At 69.5% G+C, this 15252-nt stretch carries 21 protein-coding genes and 1 pseudogene; 9 read left to right on the top strand and 13 right to left on the bottom strand.

From position 1 onward, the window contains the following. Positions 1 to 2: 2 nt before the first annotated feature. The 5 genes from ABZ624_RS08210 to ABZ624_RS08230 form a co-directional block, all read right to left on the bottom strand. A complete protein-coding gene (locus ABZ624_RS08210) occupies positions 3 to 440 on the bottom strand; it encodes a Fur family transcriptional regulator (protein WP_360083872.1) in 438 nt (145 codons plus the stop codon). A 26-nt stretch (positions 441 to 466) separates the two neighbouring features. Next, complete coding sequence (locus ABZ624_RS08215) at positions 467 to 1096, bottom strand: restriction endonuclease subunit S (RefSeq protein ID WP_360083874.1); 630 nt, start codon at positions 1094 to 1096, stop codon at positions 467 to 469. Further along, positions 1093 to 2766 (bottom strand): N-6 DNA methylase, encoded by a 1674-nt coding sequence (locus ABZ624_RS08220; RefSeq protein WP_360083876.1) that lies wholly within the window; start codon positions 2764 to 2766, stop codon positions 1093 to 1095. Before ABZ624_RS08220 ends, ABZ624_RS08215 begins: the two co-directional genes overlap by 4 nt. A 14-nt stretch (positions 2767 to 2780) precedes the next feature. Next, the gene (locus ABZ624_RS08225) at positions 2781 to 3449 is read right to left on the bottom strand and encodes a hypothetical protein (protein WP_360083878.1); all 669 of its coding nucleotides are present in this window, start codon (positions 3447 to 3449) and stop codon (positions 2781 to 2783) included. 403 nt (positions 3450 to 3852) lie between these two features. Further along, a complete protein-coding gene (locus ABZ624_RS08230) occupies positions 3853 to 4428 on the bottom strand; it encodes an FABP family protein (protein WP_360083880.1) in 576 nt (191 codons plus the stop codon). Between the two features lie 307 nt (positions 4429 to 4735). Here ABZ624_RS08230 and ABZ624_RS08235 point away from each other — a divergent pair, with 307 nt between their 5' ends. Continuing rightward, the gene (locus ABZ624_RS08235) at positions 4736 to 4894 is read left to right on the top strand and encodes a hypothetical protein (RefSeq protein WP_360083882.1); all 159 of its coding nucleotides are present in this window, start codon (positions 4736 to 4738) and stop codon (positions 4892 to 4894) included. 84 nt (positions 4895 to 4978) lie between these two features. Here the strand turns inward: ABZ624_RS08235 and ABZ624_RS08240 are convergent, their stop codons facing one another. From ABZ624_RS08240 to ABZ624_RS08260, 5 genes and pseudogenes are all read right to left on the bottom strand, one after another. Then, the gene (locus tag ABZ624_RS08240; RefSeq protein WP_360083884.1) at positions 4979 to 5560 is read right to left on the bottom strand and encodes a hypothetical protein; all 582 of its coding nucleotides are present in this window, start codon (positions 5558 to 5560) and stop codon (positions 4979 to 4981) included. A gap of 135 nt (positions 5561 to 5695) precedes the next feature. Next, entirely contained in the window at positions 5696 to 6211 is a 516-nt protein-coding gene (locus tag ABZ624_RS08245) for a DUF6879 family protein (RefSeq protein ID WP_360083886.1), read from the bottom strand. Further along, positions 6192 to 6380, bottom strand: a pseudogene (locus tag ABZ624_RS08250) (hypothetical protein); the annotation flags it as partial. The pseudogene ABZ624_RS08250 and the gene ABZ624_RS08245, both read right to left, overlap by 20 nt. A 63-nt stretch (positions 6381 to 6443) precedes the next feature. Next, positions 6444 to 6737, bottom strand: coding sequence for a DUF397 domain-containing protein (locus ABZ624_RS08255; RefSeq protein WP_360083888.1), 294 nt, complete (start codon positions 6735 to 6737; stop codon positions 6444 to 6446). After that, positions 6719 to 7558 carry a helix-turn-helix transcriptional regulator gene (locus ABZ624_RS08260; RefSeq protein WP_360083890.1) on the bottom strand — a complete coding sequence of 280 codons (840 nt, stop codon included), beginning with the start codon at positions 7556 to 7558 and terminating at the stop codon, positions 6719 to 6721. The genes ABZ624_RS08255 and ABZ624_RS08260 overlap by 19 nt, the downstream gene beginning before the upstream one ends. Positions 7559 to 7730: 172 nt before the next feature. Here ABZ624_RS08260 and ABZ624_RS08265 point away from each other — a divergent pair, with 172 nt between their 5' ends. The 3 genes from ABZ624_RS08265 to ABZ624_RS08275 are packed head-to-tail and all read left to right on the top strand — an operon-like array spanning position 7731 to position 8736. Further along, complete coding sequence (locus tag ABZ624_RS08265) at positions 7731 to 8123, top strand: hypothetical protein (protein WP_360083892.1); 393 nt, start codon at positions 7731 to 7733, stop codon at positions 8121 to 8123. After that, entirely contained in the window at positions 8120 to 8377 is a 258-nt protein-coding gene (locus ABZ624_RS08270) for a hypothetical protein (protein WP_360083894.1), read from the top strand. Before ABZ624_RS08265 ends, ABZ624_RS08270 begins: the two co-directional genes overlap by 4 nt. Continuing rightward, the gene (locus ABZ624_RS08275) at positions 8374 to 8736 is read left to right on the top strand and encodes a DsrE family protein (RefSeq protein WP_360083896.1); all 363 of its coding nucleotides are present in this window, start codon (positions 8374 to 8376) and stop codon (positions 8734 to 8736) included. The genes ABZ624_RS08270 and ABZ624_RS08275 overlap by 4 nt, the downstream gene beginning before the upstream one ends. A gap of 6 nt (positions 8737 to 8742) precedes the next feature. Here ABZ624_RS08275 and ABZ624_RS08280 read toward each other — a convergent pair whose 3' ends face one another. Further along, entirely contained in the window at positions 8743 to 9006 is a 264-nt protein-coding gene (locus ABZ624_RS08280; protein WP_360083898.1) for a DUF3099 domain-containing protein, read from the bottom strand. 118 nt (positions 9007 to 9124) lie between these two features. Here ABZ624_RS08280 and ABZ624_RS08285 point away from each other — a divergent pair, with 118 nt between their 5' ends. From ABZ624_RS08285 to ABZ624_RS08300, 4 genes are all read left to right on the top strand, one after another. After that, complete coding sequence (locus ABZ624_RS08285; RefSeq protein ID WP_360083900.1) at positions 9125 to 9862, top strand: DUF2993 domain-containing protein; 738 nt, start codon at positions 9125 to 9127, stop codon at positions 9860 to 9862. 222 nt (positions 9863 to 10084) lie between these two features. Then, on the top strand, positions 10085 to 10165 hold the full coding sequence (locus tag ABZ624_RS08290) for an Ms5788A family Cys-rich leader peptide (RefSeq protein WP_350751515.1): 81 nt from the start codon (positions 10085 to 10087) through the stop codon (positions 10163 to 10165). Between the two features lie 129 nt (positions 10166 to 10294). Further along, positions 10295 to 11140 carry a sulfurtransferase gene (locus ABZ624_RS08295; RefSeq protein WP_360083902.1) on the top strand — a complete coding sequence of 282 codons (846 nt, stop codon included), beginning with the start codon at positions 10295 to 10297 and terminating at the stop codon, positions 11138 to 11140. Between the two features lie 24 nt (positions 11141 to 11164). Beyond that, the gene (locus ABZ624_RS08300) at positions 11165 to 11455 is read left to right on the top strand and encodes a DUF1416 domain-containing protein (RefSeq protein WP_360083904.1); all 291 of its coding nucleotides are present in this window, start codon (positions 11165 to 11167) and stop codon (positions 11453 to 11455) included. Between the two features lie 191 nt (positions 11456 to 11646). Here the strand turns inward: ABZ624_RS08300 and ABZ624_RS08305 are convergent, their stop codons facing one another. After that, positions 11647 to 12849 carry a hypothetical protein gene (locus tag ABZ624_RS08305; RefSeq protein WP_360083906.1) on the bottom strand — a complete coding sequence of 401 codons (1203 nt, stop codon included), beginning with the start codon at positions 12847 to 12849 and terminating at the stop codon, positions 11647 to 11649. Positions 12850 to 12853: 4 nt separating this feature from the next. After that, on the bottom strand, positions 12854 to 13108 hold the full coding sequence (locus ABZ624_RS08310; RefSeq protein ID WP_360083908.1) for a MoaD/ThiS family protein: 255 nt from the start codon (positions 13106 to 13108) through the stop codon (positions 12854 to 12856). Positions 13109 to 13481: 373 nt separating this feature from the next. On the opposite strand from ABZ624_RS08310, the gene ABZ624_RS08315 reads away from it, so the two are divergent. Next, complete coding sequence (locus ABZ624_RS08315) at positions 13482 to 15224, top strand: AfsR/SARP family transcriptional regulator (protein WP_360083910.1); 1743 nt, start codon at positions 13482 to 13484, stop codon at positions 15222 to 15224. Positions 15225 to 15252 lie beyond the last annotated feature (28 nt).

Below are 15252 nucleotides of genomic sequence, written 5' to 3' on the forward strand. Positions count from 1 at the left end.
GCCTACGACGTGGTAGTTGAACTCTTCAGGGAGCAGTCCTTGCACCGGCCGAAGATCGCGAAGTGCTTCATGTCGGTGTCGAACCCGAACTGCGCACGCAGCTTCGCGGTGAACTCCGCGGCGACGTCCACATCGGCCTCGATCACGTTCTCGCAGTCCCGGCACACCAGGTGCAGATGATGGTGGCGGTCGGCGAGGTGGTAGGTCGGCGCACCGTGCCCGAGGTGGGCGTGGCTGACCAGGCCCAGTTCCTCCAGCAGCTCCAGGGTCCGGTAGACCGTGGAAATGTTGACCCCCGACGCCGTCTTCCTCACCTCGCTGAGGATGTCGTCGGGGGTCGCGTGCTCAAGGGTGTCCACGGCTTCGAGGACGAGCTGCCGCTGCGGCGTCAGCCGGTAGCCGCGCTGCCTGAGGTCGCTCTTCCAATCGGTGCTCACCACGTGCCCAGTGTAGAAGGAAACGGCCGTCAGGAATCTGTCGGCAAGCGGTCCGCCATGAGAAGCTCCGCGAGGGTCGCACGCAGGTCCGTGGCCACCCGGACGATCTCCTCGTGCGCCCTGATCTTCTCGTCCACCGCCTTGAGCGCGGCTCCGATCTCCCGTTGCCGGTCGAAAGGAGCCAGCGGCACCGGCAGATCCTGCAGGGTGCGCACGGTGATCGACCGCATACCGGTGGTTCCGGCCGCCCGGCGCTCCAGCCATTCGGCGACCTGTCGCAGGGACAGGTGGGCGAGCAGATAAGGGGCCTGTGCGGGATCGTGTGCTCGCACACGCAGCAGGTGGGTGTTGTACAGCCAGCCGCTCTCGCGGTCGGTGACGAGCGCCACCCGCCCCACCGTTCCCGTACGGGTGACCAGAATGTCGTCGGCGGCGATTCGGTACTTGAGCAGGCCCCCTGCCGTCTCGGGACCGACGTGCACCACGGACTGCGCCGAGATCCTCTGATGACGTAGATCGCCTGGGCGCACGACGGGAACGCCTGCCTGCACATGCTCGTTCCTGCGCACGGCCGGGCCGCCCGCCTGGATGTCGCAGACCTCGCCGAGAGGGACACACCGCCACCCCGGCGGCAGACCCTCGAGTCCGTCCTCGCTCACAGGCCGTACCTCCCCAGCAGTTCTTCGACCGCGGCGTCCGCGCCCGCCGCCCGGGCGTGCAGCTCGGTCAGGTCCCTGGCGAGAGCGGCCAGGTCCGCCGGTTCTGCGGAGCGAGCACCGGCCGGCGTACCGCTCGGCACATAGAAGGCAGGACTGAGGGTGTAGTCCTTTTCCCTGATCTTCTCGACGGGCACGGCCCGGCTCAGGCCTTCGGTTCCCGGGAACGTGCGGCCGTCGGCCCGGGCTGCCGTCCAGGACCGGTACTCCTCGAGGATGCGCTGGGTCTCGTGCGGGGCCAGCTCCCGCTGGACACGGGTGACAAGCGATCCGAGGTGACTGGCATCGACGAACAGGATCTCGTCACACGTCCCCGTCGGATGCCTCAGCAGCCAGATCGTCACACGGATGCTCGTCGTCGTGAAGAGCTGAGCGGGCAGCGCGATCAGCGCCTCCACCGCGCCGTCCTCCACCATCGCGGCCCTGATCCTGCGCTCCGAGGGGTTGGCGGAGAACGCGGCGATGTCGGGCATGAGCACGGCTGCCCGGCCCTCTGGCCTGAGACGGGTCACGACGTACTGGAGCCAGTCGAAGTTCGCGTTGTGCTGGGGCGGCGGGCCGTAACGCCAGTGCCCGCGTTCAACAGGCTGGTCGACCTTCATGTTGAACGGGGGGTTCGTCAGAATGCGGTCGAACCCCTGGTGCCCGGGGTGATGCCCGGCCGAGGGAGCCGTGCTTCCCGTCCCGAGGCTGGCCTGGGAAACACCGTGCAACGCAAGGTTCATGCCGGCCAGCGCCAGCGGGTGCTCGCCCACTCCCGCGCCGGTTGCCTCGGGGGAACCGCCTTGTGCGTCCGCCACGGCGTCCCACGCGGCCGCCAGCAGCTCACCGGCGCGTACGAAGGGATCGTGCACGCTCCTGACGTCCTGGCTGCCGTCGGCGACGAGCTTGGCGAGCACGTCGACCGCTGCCCGGGGCGTGAAGAAGTCGCCCGCCCTTCGGCCCATGAGCTCGCTGTAGCGCGCCATGAGCCTTTCGAAAGCGTGAGCGTGTTCGGCCCGGTCCACCGGTCCCGTGTCATCCAGCAGCCGGATGGTTTCGGCCACGCGGGAGCCGCCCAGGTTCTGGGCGGGCGTGAGGAGGAGACGCTCCTGCTCGGCTCCCAGCCCTCGGCACGCCGCGCTCGCCAATATCCGCACCAACAGCTCGCCCGAGTGGGGGAATTGAAAACGGCGGGCCTCGGTCAGGATGCTCTGCCACTCCTCGGGCAGGCATCCGCGGACATAGACGAGAGTGAGCAGCACGGTGATGTAGTCGGCCTGGGACAGTTCTCCACGGAATCGTTCCGCCTCCGCACCGCTCAGCCTGTCCACGGTCCTGAGCAGTGTTCCGGTCCGCGTTCCGCCGAGCGAGGCCCGGAACCGATCACCGTAGGTGGTGCCTTCCGGCTCGTCGGATCGCCTGGCGTTCGCCGGGATGGCGCGCCGGCCGAGCCAGGCCAGCACGTCCGCCGCCGAGAAGACCTCGACGTCCGTGTGCCCTTGGGCGGGCTGCCCCAGAGGCCGCGGGAAGTCCGCGTGCCGACGCTCCCAGTTCGTCACCGCAGGCCGCTTGACCCCGGCGAACCGGGCGATGTCGGCCCTTGAGACGAGGACCCCCTCGAAGTCGCTCACCACTCCTCCGCCCATCAGAACCGGGATGGCCGGGACCCACGCAGAGCATCGCGCTTGCCCGCGAGGACGGCCGGAAAACGGTCCATGGCCTGGGCCTCCTTGGCCAGCTCGGGGTCGAGGTACCCGAGCATGCGGTAGATCTTGGCATGGTCGGCGGCAAGGTCGCGATGGTGGATCGGCTCATGATGCATGATCCGGTTGCGCAGCAGCACCAGCGACCACAGACCGTCGTACAGAACATCGCGACGGCCCGCGTAGTGCGGGAACGCCTTGTGCACGACGGGAACCCAGAACAACCGGTCGTAGCCCGACCCCCCGCTGACCAGCGACGCCCAGAAGCCGAAGGACAGTTCCGCCACCATGCTGTCGGGCGGCGCCGGCACGAGCCCCCGGCGCTCGCACTTGCTCCGGGCCTTGGCCACGAGACGCTGTCCGTTCGGATTGAGCGGAGCCGTGGTCCACCAGTCGTCCCTGCGCCAGGCGACGGAGAGCTGCCGGTGGATCGCGTTACGCAGGGCGAGCTCGAGGCAGTGCAGAGAGCCGTAGAGCGCGGCCGAGGCCTCGACGTTCCACCAGTACAGTCGCCCCGCCACCACGGCGTTGCCACGCGCCGCACCCACGTAGCGCGCCAGCCGCAGCTTCGAGAACGCACGCAGCATCCACTCCGGCAGTTTGTCCGTCATCGGGATCCCCCTCATCCGGGCACACCAGCGCCCGGGACGCGTGTCGATACGGGAACGACCTCACCGTGATACGGTGGGTATCGAAAGCCCTGGGCCCGCCTCTGCACAGCACGCCACCCAGGGCACGGATTTCCGGACCCCCGGCCGCCCTCAGGGCAGCCGGGGGTTTCTGTTTCTCGCGCACAGCTTCTTGACGCGGTGCCCATTGCGTTGGCGTCTCGCGTCGCTGCACTCAACGGTAGCAACGGAGATCACCCACCGCAAGCGCAGTGCACTGCGCCCCTAATCTGTTAACCCCTGAGTGTTTCGTGTCCCGCGGAAACAAGTGACGGCCCCGGCGCAGTGCACGGAGCCATCACGATGACGCAAGCCGGAACGGCAGGCGTACGGGGACGTCGGGAACCTACTTGAAGAAGGCGATGCCGTCGTCCGGCATATCGTCCGGGAGGGCCTTGGCCCAGCGCTCGACGTCCTCCGGGGTGACGACCTTCTTCAGGTGGGCCGACATGTAGGGGCGCAGCTCGACCTCGGGCGTCTGCTTCTCGCCGACCCACATGAGGTCGCTCTTGACGTAGCCGTAGAGCCGCTTGCCACCGGTGTACGGCTGCGAGGCGGCCGTGCGGGCGACGGCGTCCGTGACCAGGTCGATCTGCGGCTTCTTGTCGGCCATCTCGCCGTACCAGATCTCGATGACACCGTCGTCGCGGACCATCGTGATCTCGACCTTGCGGTCGGCGTCGATCCGCCAGAAACCGGACTCCGACTCCAGTGGGCGGACCTTGTTGCCGTCGTTGTCCAGCACCCAGGTGTGGGAGTGGTACTCCAGGAAGTCCCGGCCGTCGTGGGTGAAGCTGACCTCCTGGCCGAAGTTGCACTTCTGGGAGCCGGGGAAGTCGTGCACGCCCGCACCGGCCCAGTTGCCGAGCAGAAAGGCGAGCGGGACGAGGTCCTTGTGCAGGTCGGACGGGATCTCGATCATGAGGGGCGTTTCCTAGGTGGGGGTCAGCGCTGGCCCTGGTACAGCTTCTTCACGGTCAGACCGGCGAAGGCGAGCACGCCGACGCAGACCAGGACCAGCAGGATTTCGAAGAACGTCTCCACGGGTGCTCCTTGAGCGGGGGTGGGCATACGACAGAGCCGGGGCCCAGCTTACGCGGCCCGGGTCGGCCTCTCTTGAGGAGGTGGGCCGACCAGGGGCCCGGCCCCATTCGGCCCGCCTGACTCGCCCCCGGATCGGCCGGCACCGAACCTTGATCCAGGTTCAACGTGAGATCGGGGAGAAGAGCATGCTCAAGGTGCTGCGAACGATGGCGACGGGTGTGGCTGCCGGTCTGCTGCTGGCGGTCATGCCGACCACTGCCCACGCCCAGAACGATGATCCTGCGGCCTTGTCAGACGTCACGGACCTGGTGGGCGCCCCGCTGAACGCGGGAATCTTCGGCTGAGCCCTGGTCACGTGACGGCAGCAGGATGAGGCACAGCGTCCCGATCACCATCGCACCCTGGCCAGCGGGAGGCAGCAGTCGCACCTACTTTTCCCCACAGGGCATATGCGGGGCAGGGACGGACCAGGACTCGTTCGCCGGGTCGTCCAGCCACACGCGTTGTCCGTATGCGTCGACCGTGAGGCCGAAGCGGGTCACGCTCGGGGACCCCCGCTCCTTCCACCACTGGTAGGCGTCGGTCACCTCGTCCCAGAGGCGTCGGTGTCCTGACTGCCAGACGCACGCGCGCCGCTCGCCGTCCCGGAACATCACGCACGCCCACGACTCGTCCGTCAAGCTGTAGAACCACACAGGCCGAGCGCCGTCGCGCTTTTCTGCCACGGCCTGACGGCACTGGAACACCCGCAGGCCGAGCACGAACGGCAGATCTGTGAACTGCCCCGTCACGAACTCCTCGTCAGTGAGGGGTGTCGTGGTCCGCTCCGCGTCCTCCAGGGGGCCCGCCGACAGATAGCCGGCGTGGCTGACGGCCGGGCCCCTTTGCGCGCGGAGCTTCATGAACTCCACGCACCGGGTGAAGGGCCCCACAGCCATCTCACCCTCGACCTCCAAGCGGACCACGGCGTCCGCGTTGCCGTAAGGGGTACCCCATGGCGCGAGGATCACGCCGCCAGGCCGGGTCTGCCGGATCCACGCCGCTGGTACCTGGCGGATGCCGACGGTGGCCAGGATCCGGTCGGCAAGGACTTGCCGAGCTGCCTGAAGGCTTGACGATCCTGACGCGGGCATGGCTCCGACCGGTCAGACCGGCTTGTACTCGTCGTGCGGCGTGGCCCGCTCCCAGACCTTTTCGAACGCCGTGCTCACCAGCTCCACGACCGCCGGTTCGGTGTGCCATTCACGGTCGACCACCTCACCGTTCCCGGAGAAGTACGTGAACAGCACAGAGGAGTTGTCGAACATCCACAGGTCGGTTCCCGGGAGCGGGATGTCCGCCGCCCTGCGCCGGGGCAGCCATCGCACCAGCTCACCGGCCGCGATGTTGGGGAACGTTACGTCGTACTCGTACTTGATGTAGTCCGTCACCGGCTCCGAGACGATCCGGGCCCGCCTCATCACCACTCCCCGCGCCCTGGTCTCGATCACCACGTCCAGGAACGGACGCCACCACGTCGACCGGTCTGCGGTGGGGTCGAGTCGCTTGCCGTTCTGCCACGCGATGAACTCCCGATCACCGGGCTGGTAGGCATCGCGCATTTCGAGGTGCACGGCCGAGCGCTGGGCCTTGGCCAAACCCTCAAGAACAGGGTTCATCACTGGCGCTGCCCTCCGGGCGCGGGATGTACTGCACCATGACCTTGGGCAGCCGAATGATCGTCTCGTGGTCCGGCACGTCCGTCGAGTGCCCCGGAACAGAGCCGATCTGCTGGCATGCCTTCACCTCAGCTTCGGTGGCCTTGTAGGACTGGATCAGCAGATCCCCCGTTCGCCTGGCGAGCGATGCCCGTCAAGGGCGCATGGGAGCAGGTAGGTCGACGACCATGAGGGCTTAGCCGAGCGGCCTACCACGCTTGACTCCGCCCACGAACGCGGCCCAGGCGCCCGCGCCGAAGAGGAGGGGGGTGCGGGTGGTGTCCTTGCTGTCCCGGACGGGGACGAGCCGCTTCGCGGGGATGTTGTCGGCGACCTCCAGGCACTGGCCGCCGTCCTGGTTGCTGTACGAGCTCTTGCGCCAGTCGGCGGTGCGGAGGAGGTCGTCGGAGACCTCGACGCACTCGCCGCCGTCCTGGTTGCTGTAGCTGCTCTTGCGCCACGTGATGGTGCTCAGATCGATGGCTCGCATGGCGCCTCCTCCAGGATCCGTTCGATGAACTCCCGCGATTCGCCCGGAGATAGGGCCACATCGCGTACCCGATCGTATCGGAGCTGGAGGCGGTCGACGGCCGTGCTTTCCTGGACAAGTTCGCCCGAGTAGCCCGTCTCGACCCAGGCGACGATGCGGCCGGCGTGGTGCAGGAACATGGTGTGGGTGTTCGTCAGCGCGTGCAGCCCCATCGCATGCGGCAGCACCTGGACGGTGACGTTGGGGCGCTCGCCCATCGCCAGAAGATGACGCAATTGCGCCTGCCACGCGACCGGATCACTCAACGGGCTGCGCAGCACTGTCTCCGAGAGGATTGCGCGGAACTGCGGCCCGCCCTCCGCCAGCAGCGGCTCACGACGCCCCATGCGGGCCGTCACCTGCTTGTCCAGTTCCACCCCGGTCAGCCCACCCTGCGTGAGCAACTCACTGGCGTATTCGGGGGTTTGCAGCAGACCAGGAACGATGCTCGGCGAGTACTGCCACATACTCACCGCCTCGGCCTCCCGCAGCATGTACTGCCGATACCGCTCCTTGAACTGCGTCGGATCCGCCACCGCCAGCTCCCACAGGGTCAGCACCAACCGCCCCGTGCCGTAGTACTGGTCCAGCGCCTGTGCCACCTCCGGTCCGCCCAGCGTGTGGCCGTTCTCCAGCTTGCCGAAGAGGGACGCGTCCCAGCCCACCGCGTCGGCCAGCGTCCGCAGGCTCACGCCCCGCGCGGCCCGCAGTAACCGCAGTTCCTCGCCGAAACGAACCCTCGGCTCCTGGCTCCGCCCCGTGATCGCCCTCCGCTGCGGCACCGCGCCCTCCCTGTTCGTGGAACTTGTGGAATTTGGGCCGCCCGCTGTGGCACTAGCCGCCATTCCGCCCGTGTCCGCCTCCGCCCTGCGCCATCCTCGTATCAGCCCAGGAGCACGCAGAGTAGTGCAACTGTCGCATTCCGTACAGATGTTGAGCAAAGGAGCGAACGCTATGAGAACGGAACCGGCCGGCTACGAACCCGGCACCGTGCTGTACGACCCCGCCACCCACCGCGTCGGCGAGTACCAGGACCGCTCGGGGCCGTACGCGCTGCTGCGCCCCCTCGGCGGTGGCCGCGAGTGGCAGGCCGATCCCGCCGCGGTGCGCCCGGCCACCGACCGCGAATGCCTCAGCGCGAGCGTCCACGCGGTGAACGGCCGTACGCGGGCCGTGCCGCCCGACCCCGACGACCTCAGCCGCCCACCCCGGCCGGTCCCCGGCTGCCCGGCGTGCATGAGGATGGCCGAGCTGCGGGAGGCGGCGCGGGCGGTGTGCGATCGGAGCGCGGAGACCGACGCCAATGTGCTGCTGCGGCAGCACCAGCGGCAGGAGCACCGCGCATGAGCGGCATCCAGGGCGGCCTGCCGTACGAGGAGTGCAAGCGGTACCGGGCGGAGCACGGCGCACCGAGAGACGAGGGGCCGCTCTCACCGGGTTATGCGCTCCCGCCTTTCCACCCCGGTTTCGCCACCCGGTCCCGGCACCGGCACCGGCAGCGGCCCCGGCTCGACGGCGCCACCGTGAGCGGCGTACTCACCGCTCTCTGTGTCGCCGCGCTGCTCGTCACGATCGTCGCCGCGGCTACGCTTCCGGCATGAACAAGAAGCTCGTGATCAAGGTGACGGCCGGCGCGGACGCCCCCGAGCGCTGTTCGCAGGCGTTCACGGTGGCCGCGGTGGCCGTGGCCAGCGGGGTCGAGGTGTCGCTGTGGCTGACCGGGGAGTCGTCCTGGTTCGCGCTGCCGGGGCGGGCCGCCGAGTTCGAGCTGCCGCACGCGGCGCCGCTGCCGGACCTGATCGAGTCGATCCTCGCCGCCGGGCGCATCACGCTGTGCACGCAGTGTGCCGCCCGGCGGGAGATCACCGAGAAGGACGTCATCGAGGGCGTACGGATCGCGGGTGCGCAGGTCTTCGTACAGGAGTCCCTCGCCGACGCCACCCAGGCGCTCGTCTACTGAGCCCCCTTACGGGCGCGGGCGCTTCTTGCCGTCCAGCTCGTCCCACCACTCGTCGGACTTGGGGTCGCCGGAGGGATCGTCCCACCAGCGGTCCTCCGGGCCCCGCCGGTTGGCGATCATCGCGGCGACCGGCGGGATGACCATGGCCACGACGCACATACCGACGGCCGCCGGCACCGACCAGAGGCGCACCACTCCCCACGCCAGGACGAAGAGACCGATGCACGTCCCCATCATGGCGAAGTACACGTGCCGCCGCCGTGCGTACATGACTCCAGGGTAGGGCGGCCCGCCCCTGTCACAACTGATCCACAATTCCTGCTCGGCCGCCCCCGCGGGGTTACCGTGGCGTAGCCACACCAGTCGCCGCCCCCGGGGGGAACACCACATGCGCGCCCTGCGAATCATCCTGATCCTCGCCGTGATCCTGGGCGGGCTGTTCGTGATCGCGGACCGGGTCGCCGTGCACTTCGCCGAGGGGCAGGCCGCCGACAAGCTGAAGGCGACCGAGAACCTGGCCTCGACGCCGGACGTGGACATCAAGGGGTTCCCCTTCCTGACCCAGGTCGCGGGCGGGTCGCTCGATGACGTCGAGGTCGGGATCAAGGACTATCAGGCCGCCACCGGCAAGGCAGGGCAGACGATCCGGATCGACGACCTGAAGGCGGACATGAAGGGTGTCTCGTTCTCCGGGGACTACAACTCCGCCACCGCGGCCAGCGCCACCGGCACCGCGACGATCTCCTACTCCGAGCTGCTGAAGACCGCGGGCTCCCAGCCGACCGAGGTCGCCCCCGGGATCACGGCCCGGATCGTCGGCCTGTCCGACGGCGGCAACGGCAAGATCAAGGTCATGGTGGAGGGCACCGTCTCGTCCCTCGGGATCAAGCAGACCGTGCCCGTGCTCAGCACGGTGACCGTCGAGAACGACAAGGTGCAGGTCCACGCCGACTCGCTGCCCAGGCTCGGCGCCGCCGCGATCGCCGAGAACCGCATCCGTGAGATCACCGACTTCCAGCAGGCCATCGACCGGCTGCCCGGCGGCATCAAGCTGGACAAGGTGCAGGCCGCGAAGAACGGTGTGGAGATCACGGTGAAGGGTTCCGACGTCAAGCTGGCGGGGTAACGGGACAGGGAGCCGATCGCCCCGGCATCATCCGGCACCGTCCGGGCTGGTCCGACTGGCGAGACGGGGACGTCCGTAGCGTAGATGGAGAGACCCGGGCGAGCGCTCGGCGGGCCGCGCGACGGCCGCCGGGCGCTTTCTCATTCCGCCATACGGACGATCGTGTCTCGCCATATGACACGCCGGTGACACGCCCGCCCGGACGTCCCTACGATCGAGCCCATGAAGCGACAGGCGGATCTCACGAAGCGGCGGGCAGTGGACCTGTGCCGCGTTGCCGCCATGCTCTGTCGCCCCTTCTGAGCGAAAGTCCCCGACTTCCGCATCCCTCAGCCGCCCTGCTGGAAGGGCACCCGTGCGCCGCCCGGCCCTGGAGCGCGCGCACCCCTCTACTCGCACGCCCCGCCGCAACTGCCCCGGAGGAGAAAGAGCATGAGCCGCAACGACGTCCTGGTCGATGCCGACTGGCTGGAGCAGCACCTGGACGACCCGGCCATCGCCATCGTCGAGGTGGACGAGGACACGTCCGCCTACGAGAAGAACCACATCAAGAACGCGATCCGCATCGACTGGACCAAGGACCTCCAGGACCCGGTCCGCCGCGACTTCATCGACCAGGAGGGCTTCGAGAAGCTCCTGTCGGAGAAGGGCATTGCCAACGACACCCTGGTGATCCTGTACGGCGGCAACAACAACTGGTTCGCGTCGTACGCCTACTGGTACTTCAAGCTGTACGGCCACGAGAACGTCAAGCTCCTCGACGGCGGCCGCAAGAAGTGGGAGCTGGACGCCCGCGAGCTGGTCGCCGGCGACGAGGTACCCGAGCGCCCGAGGACGGACTACAAGGCCAAGCCGCAGGACACCTCGATCCGCGCCTTCCGTGACGACGTCGTCGCCGCGATCGGCTCGCACAACCTGGTCGACGTCCGCTCGCCCGACGAGTTCAGCGGCAAGCTGCTCGCCCCTGCCCACCTCCCGCAGGAGCAGTCGCAGCGTCCGGGCCATGTCCCGAGCGCCCGCAACATCCCGTGGTCGAAGAACGCCAACGACGACGGCACCTTCAAGTCGGACGAGGACCTCAAGGCCCTCTACGCCGAGGAGAACGTGGACCTCGCCAAGGACACGATCGCCTACTGCCGCATCGGTGAGCGTTCGGCCCTGACCTGGTTCGTGCTGCACGAGCTGCTCGGTGTCGAGAACGTCAAGAACTACGACGGTTCCTGGACCGAGTACGGCTCCCTCGTCGGCGTGCCGATCGAGCTCGGCGCCAACAAGTAATCCCAACCCCTCTGGAGAGACAGCATGTGCGGAGCGAAGGCCGGCGGCCCGGACGCCTCGACGATCAAGCCCGGTGAGACCACGATCCAGGGTCAGGTGACCCGCGACGGCGAGCCGGTGACGGGCTACGTCCGTCTGCTGGACTCGACCGGCGAGTTCACCGCGGAGGTGCCCACCTCGGCGACCGGCCAGTTCCGGTTCTACGCGGCCGAGGGCACGTGGACCGTGCGCGCGCTGGTGCCCGGCGGCACGGCGGACCGTACGGTCCACGTGGCGGAGAAGGGCGCGCTGGCCGAGGTCGCCATCGCGGTCTGAGCGGGTTCAGTGACGGGCCGAAGGGCCGTACCCCTGGGGTTGGACGCCAGTGGGGGTACGGCCCTTCGGCTACTCGCCATGGGGATGCGCGGCCGTCGCCGAGTACGGGTGCGTGGGGCCCGTTCGTGTGCGCCCACGCGGCAAAGCCGCACATCCCGCCCGCAGGGCAGGCGGGAATCCGACGGCAGGGCCTAGCCCAGCGCGCGCCCCAGCACCCACACCACCGGTGCCGCCGCCGACAGGGGCAGTGCCACGCCCGCTGTGAAGTGGACGAAGCGGGACGGGTAGTCGTAGCTCGCGACCCGGTGACCGACGAGCGCGCACACTGCGGCGGCCCCGCCCAGCAGTGCCCCCTTTGCGCCCAGCCCCGTCATGCCGCCCACGGCGATCCCCGCGCCGGAAGCGGCCAGTACCGAGACCACCACCGACACCGGGGTGGGCAGCGGCAGTGCCCTCGCCAGGATCGCCACCGCCACCGCCGCCGCGCCCACCGACACCGTGTGCGGGTCGGCGCCCAGATACCCGGTGGCCAGGACCGACAGCGCCGTCGAGACGACCGTCGCCATCAGGCCGTACATCCGCTCGTCCGGCGAGGCGTGCGAGCGCAGCTGCAGGACCAGGCACAGCAGGACCCAGACGCCGAGCGGGCCGAGGATCGCGGCGGGCACGTGGTCGCGGCCCGCGGCCAGGACCGCCACGTCCGCGGCGAGCCCGCCGGCGAAGGCCAGCGCGATGCCCTGCCGGGCCGGCCACATGCCGTTCAGCCGGAACCAGCCCGCCGCCGTCACGGCCTGGAGCAGCACGAGCGGGACGACCAGCGCGTACGAGGCGACGGGCGCCGTCGCGGCCAGCAGCAGGCCCAGCACCGCGGTGAGCAGCGCCGGCTGCATACCGGGCTCGATGATCGGCGAACGCCCCTCAAGACGCGCCCGCTGGGCGTCCGTGATCCGGGCGTTGCCGCCGACCGTGGCGGGACCGTAGTCGGGCTCGGGCTCCTCCGCCACGGCTTCCGGGGCCGGCGCCGCTGCCGGTGCGGGCGCCGGCGCGGGTGCCGGCGCGCGCTGCGGCTGAGGAGCGGCCGGGTACGGCTGTGCGTACTCCTGCCTGTACTGGTCCTGCCTGTACTGGCCCTCGAACGTCTGCGGCGGCACGTACGCCGCCTGCGCCGCCTGCGCAGGCATCTGCATCGACCCGTGCGTCTGCGTCTCCCAGGTCTGCCCCTGCCACTGCTGGGTCAGCTGGGGGTCGTACCCGGGCTGCTGTCCGTGTCCGTACTGCTGCTGGTCGTACGCGGACCACTGCTGCTGGTACGGGTCGTAGCCCTCGTACGGGCCGCCCTGATAGGGCTGGTCGCCCTGATACGGCTGGTCGCCCTGATACGGCTGGTCGCTCATCGCCTCACCCTCCTGCGAACGGCGGAAGCACCTCGACCGCGCCGCCCTCGGCCAGCCGTACCGTCTCATGCGCGCGGGTCCCGACGGGATGACCGTCGACGAGGAAGGAGCATCGCTGCAGTACGCGCGTGAGTTCACCGGGGTGTCGCGCGCGCACGGCGGCCAGCGCCTCGGCGAGCGTGACCGCGTCGTACGGCTCCTCGGCGACGCCGGCCGCGGCCTTCGCGGCGGCCCAGTAGCGCACCGTGACCTTGGGCATCTGGTTCCTCAATCGACGGCAGGGAGTACGGACGGACGCTGCCAGGCTAAGGCACCCCCGGCCCCGCCCCCTCCCCTCCGCGGTTTCCGGGGTCGCCGTGGTCCGCAGTCCGGCGCTCGCGCGGAGGCCGTTTCCGGCGTTCCGGTTCCCTGAAGATCACTTTTTGTGGTTACCCACAGTGCGATCCTCAGATAAACCTCAAGTTCTGTTTTCACCTCTATCCTCATGGCGGGGAACGGGTCTAAGTTCCCGATCTGCGGCGGCTACTTGAATTCGGTACCGACCATGCCGACGAGCGCTGCCCAGTTGACGACCTTTCATTGCGCTCAAGTTCGCATGCCGTTTACGGCACGCGACGGGGGATTGGGATGTGATGCGGCACCTCTTCGAGGTCCTCGGGCCTTTGCGGATCAACCATCTGGACGAGGCGGTGGTCCTGCCGTCGTCGAAGCCGACCATGCTGCTCGGCGCCCTGCTGCTGCACGCCAACTCCACGGTGTCCCAGGAGTACCTGCGCCGGGTGCTGTGGGGCGACGAACCGCCGGCGACGGGCGCCTCCGCCATCCACGCGACGATGTTGCGGCTGCGCAGGCTGCTGGAGAAGTACCGGTTGAACGGTGCAGGCGGCAGTGGGATAGAGACCGTTCCGGGCGGCTACCGGATCCTCGCGGACGCGACCACGCTGGACATGCTCGCCTTCCGGGACACGGTCCGCCGGGCCGGGGAGTGCGACTCGGCCGAGACCGAGCTGGGCCTGCTGCGCCGGGCCCTGGCCCACTGGCGGGGCGCTCCCGTGGCGGGCGTGGGCTCGGCCGTGCTGCGGACCTCGGCCGTGGCCGCCCTGATCGAGGAGCGGATCAACGCACTGGCCCGCTGTCATGAGATCGAACTCGCCCGCGGAAACTGTGCGGCCATCGTCCCCGAACTGCGCGCATTGACCGCGGAGTATGCAGGCGATGAAAGGTTGACCGCGCAACTTATGGAGGCGCTCTACCGGTCGGGCCGGCAGAGCGAGGCCCTTTCGGAATACCAGTCGGTAAGGCGCTACCTCCGGGAAAACTTCGGCATCGATCCCGGTCCGGAATTGCAAAGAATTCACCTAGCCATCGTCAAGGGCGAGGAATGGAGCCCGAGGACGCGGGCCGGTGCCACACCGCGGGAGACCGTGGCCCCGGTGGAGCGGGCCGTCGTACGGCCGCCGGTGCCGCCGCCCGCGGAACCCGCCGACTTCTGCGGCCGTACGACCGAACTGGCCGAGCTGACCGGGCTGCTGACCGGGGAGCAGACCCGGACCGTGATCGTCTCAGGGCTCCCCGGGGTCGGCAAGACCGCGCTCGCCCTGCGTCTCGCCCGCCGGCTCGGCGCGGACCTGCCCGGCGGATGGCACTTCCTGGACGCCGCCGACGCGGCCCGCACCGGCGTGCCCGCACTGCCGGAACGTTCCCTCGTCGTCCTCGACCGGGTGACCTCCAGCGACCAGGCGCTACCGGCGCTGGACGCCCTGACCGGCCACCGTGTCCTGGTCACCAGCCGGCACAGCCTCGCCGACCTGGCCGTCAGCAGGGGCGCCGGCGTCTTCCGGCTGCGGCCCTTCCGCCGGGCCGAGTCGCTGCGCTTTCTGGCCGGCACCCTGGGCGAGCGGATGACCACGGCCGATCCCGAGGCCGCGGACGAACTGGCCGCCCTGTGCGGGGACCACCCGATCGCGCTCCGTCTGATCGCCACCCGGCTGCTGCTGCGGCCCGGCCAGGACCTCGGCGCCGCCCTCGACCGGGCGCGGTCCTCCTCCCTGGCCGAGCTGACGGTCGGCGGTCCGCACGGCACCTCGGCCGCCCGTGCCTTCGACGACTACCTCGCCACACTCCCGGCCGACGCCGTACCCGCCCTCAGACGGCTGGCCGAGGCCCGCGCGGACTCCCTCACGTTCGCCGAGTGCGCGGACCTGCTCGGCGCACCCGCGGACGAACTGCAGGCGCTGCTCGACCAGCTGATCGAGGCCAGCGCCCTGGACTACTGGCCGGGTGGGCGCTACCGCATGCACGGCCTGCTGCGCGGCCATCTGTGCGGCGCACTGCGCCCCCGCGACCCCGCGGTCGCCACGGCCCCGGCCCCCTAGCGCGCCTCCTCGGCCGCACCGTCACCAC

Source organism: Streptomyces sp. NPDC007205 (genome assembly GCF_040634095.1).
GTDB lineage: Bacteria > Actinomycetota > Actinomycetes > Streptomycetales > Streptomycetaceae > Streptomyces.

Excerpts from the sequence above, each read along its gene's own strand:
- ABZ624_RS08225 (WP_360083878.1), bottom strand. The coding sequence starts at position 3,449 with ATGACGGACAAACTGCCGGAGTGGATGCTGCGTGCGTTCTCGAAGCTG.
- ABZ624_RS08230 (WP_360083880.1), bottom strand. The coding sequence starts at position 4,428 with ATGATCGAGATCCCGTCCGACCTGCACAAGGACCTCGTCCCGCTCGCC.
- ABZ624_RS08235 (WP_360083882.1), top strand. The coding sequence starts at position 4,736 with ATGCTCAAGGTGCTGCGAACGATGGCGACGGGTGTGGCTGCCGGTCTG.
- ABZ624_RS08255 (WP_360083888.1), bottom strand. The coding sequence starts at position 6,737 with ATGCGAGCCATCGATCTGAGCACCATCACGTGGCGCAAGAGCAGCTAC.
- ABZ624_RS08265 (WP_360083892.1), top strand. The coding sequence starts at position 7,731 with ATGAGAACGGAACCGGCCGGCTACGAACCCGGCACCGTGCTGTACGAC.
- ABZ624_RS08270 (WP_360083894.1), top strand. The coding sequence starts at position 8,120 with ATGAGCGGCATCCAGGGCGGCCTGCCGTACGAGGAGTGCAAGCGGTAC.
- ABZ624_RS08275 (WP_360083896.1), top strand. The coding sequence starts at position 8,374 with ATGAACAAGAAGCTCGTGATCAAGGTGACGGCCGGCGCGGACGCCCCC.
- ABZ624_RS08280 (WP_360083898.1), bottom strand. The coding sequence starts at position 9,006 with ATGTACGCACGGCGGCGGCACGTGTACTTCGCCATGATGGGGACGTGC.
- ABZ624_RS08285 (WP_360083900.1), top strand. The coding sequence starts at position 9,125 with ATGCGCGCCCTGCGAATCATCCTGATCCTCGCCGTGATCCTGGGCGGG.
- ABZ624_RS08290 (WP_350751515.1), top strand. The coding sequence starts at position 10,085 with ATGAAGCGACAGGCGGATCTCACGAAGCGGCGGGCAGTGGACCTGTGC.
- ABZ624_RS08295 (WP_360083902.1), top strand. The coding sequence starts at position 10,295 with ATGAGCCGCAACGACGTCCTGGTCGATGCCGACTGGCTGGAGCAGCAC.
- ABZ624_RS08300 (WP_360083904.1), top strand. The coding sequence starts at position 11,165 with ATGTGCGGAGCGAAGGCCGGCGGCCCGGACGCCTCGACGATCAAGCCC.
- ABZ624_RS08305 (WP_360083906.1), bottom strand. The coding sequence starts at position 12,849 with ATGAGCGACCAGCCGTATCAGGGCGACCAGCCGTATCAGGGCGACCAG.
- ABZ624_RS08310 (WP_360083908.1), bottom strand. The coding sequence starts at position 13,108 with ATGCCCAAGGTCACGGTGCGCTACTGGGCCGCCGCGAAGGCCGCGGCC.
- ABZ624_RS08315 (WP_360083910.1), top strand. The coding sequence starts at position 13,482 with ATGCGGCACCTCTTCGAGGTCCTCGGGCCTTTGCGGATCAACCATCTG.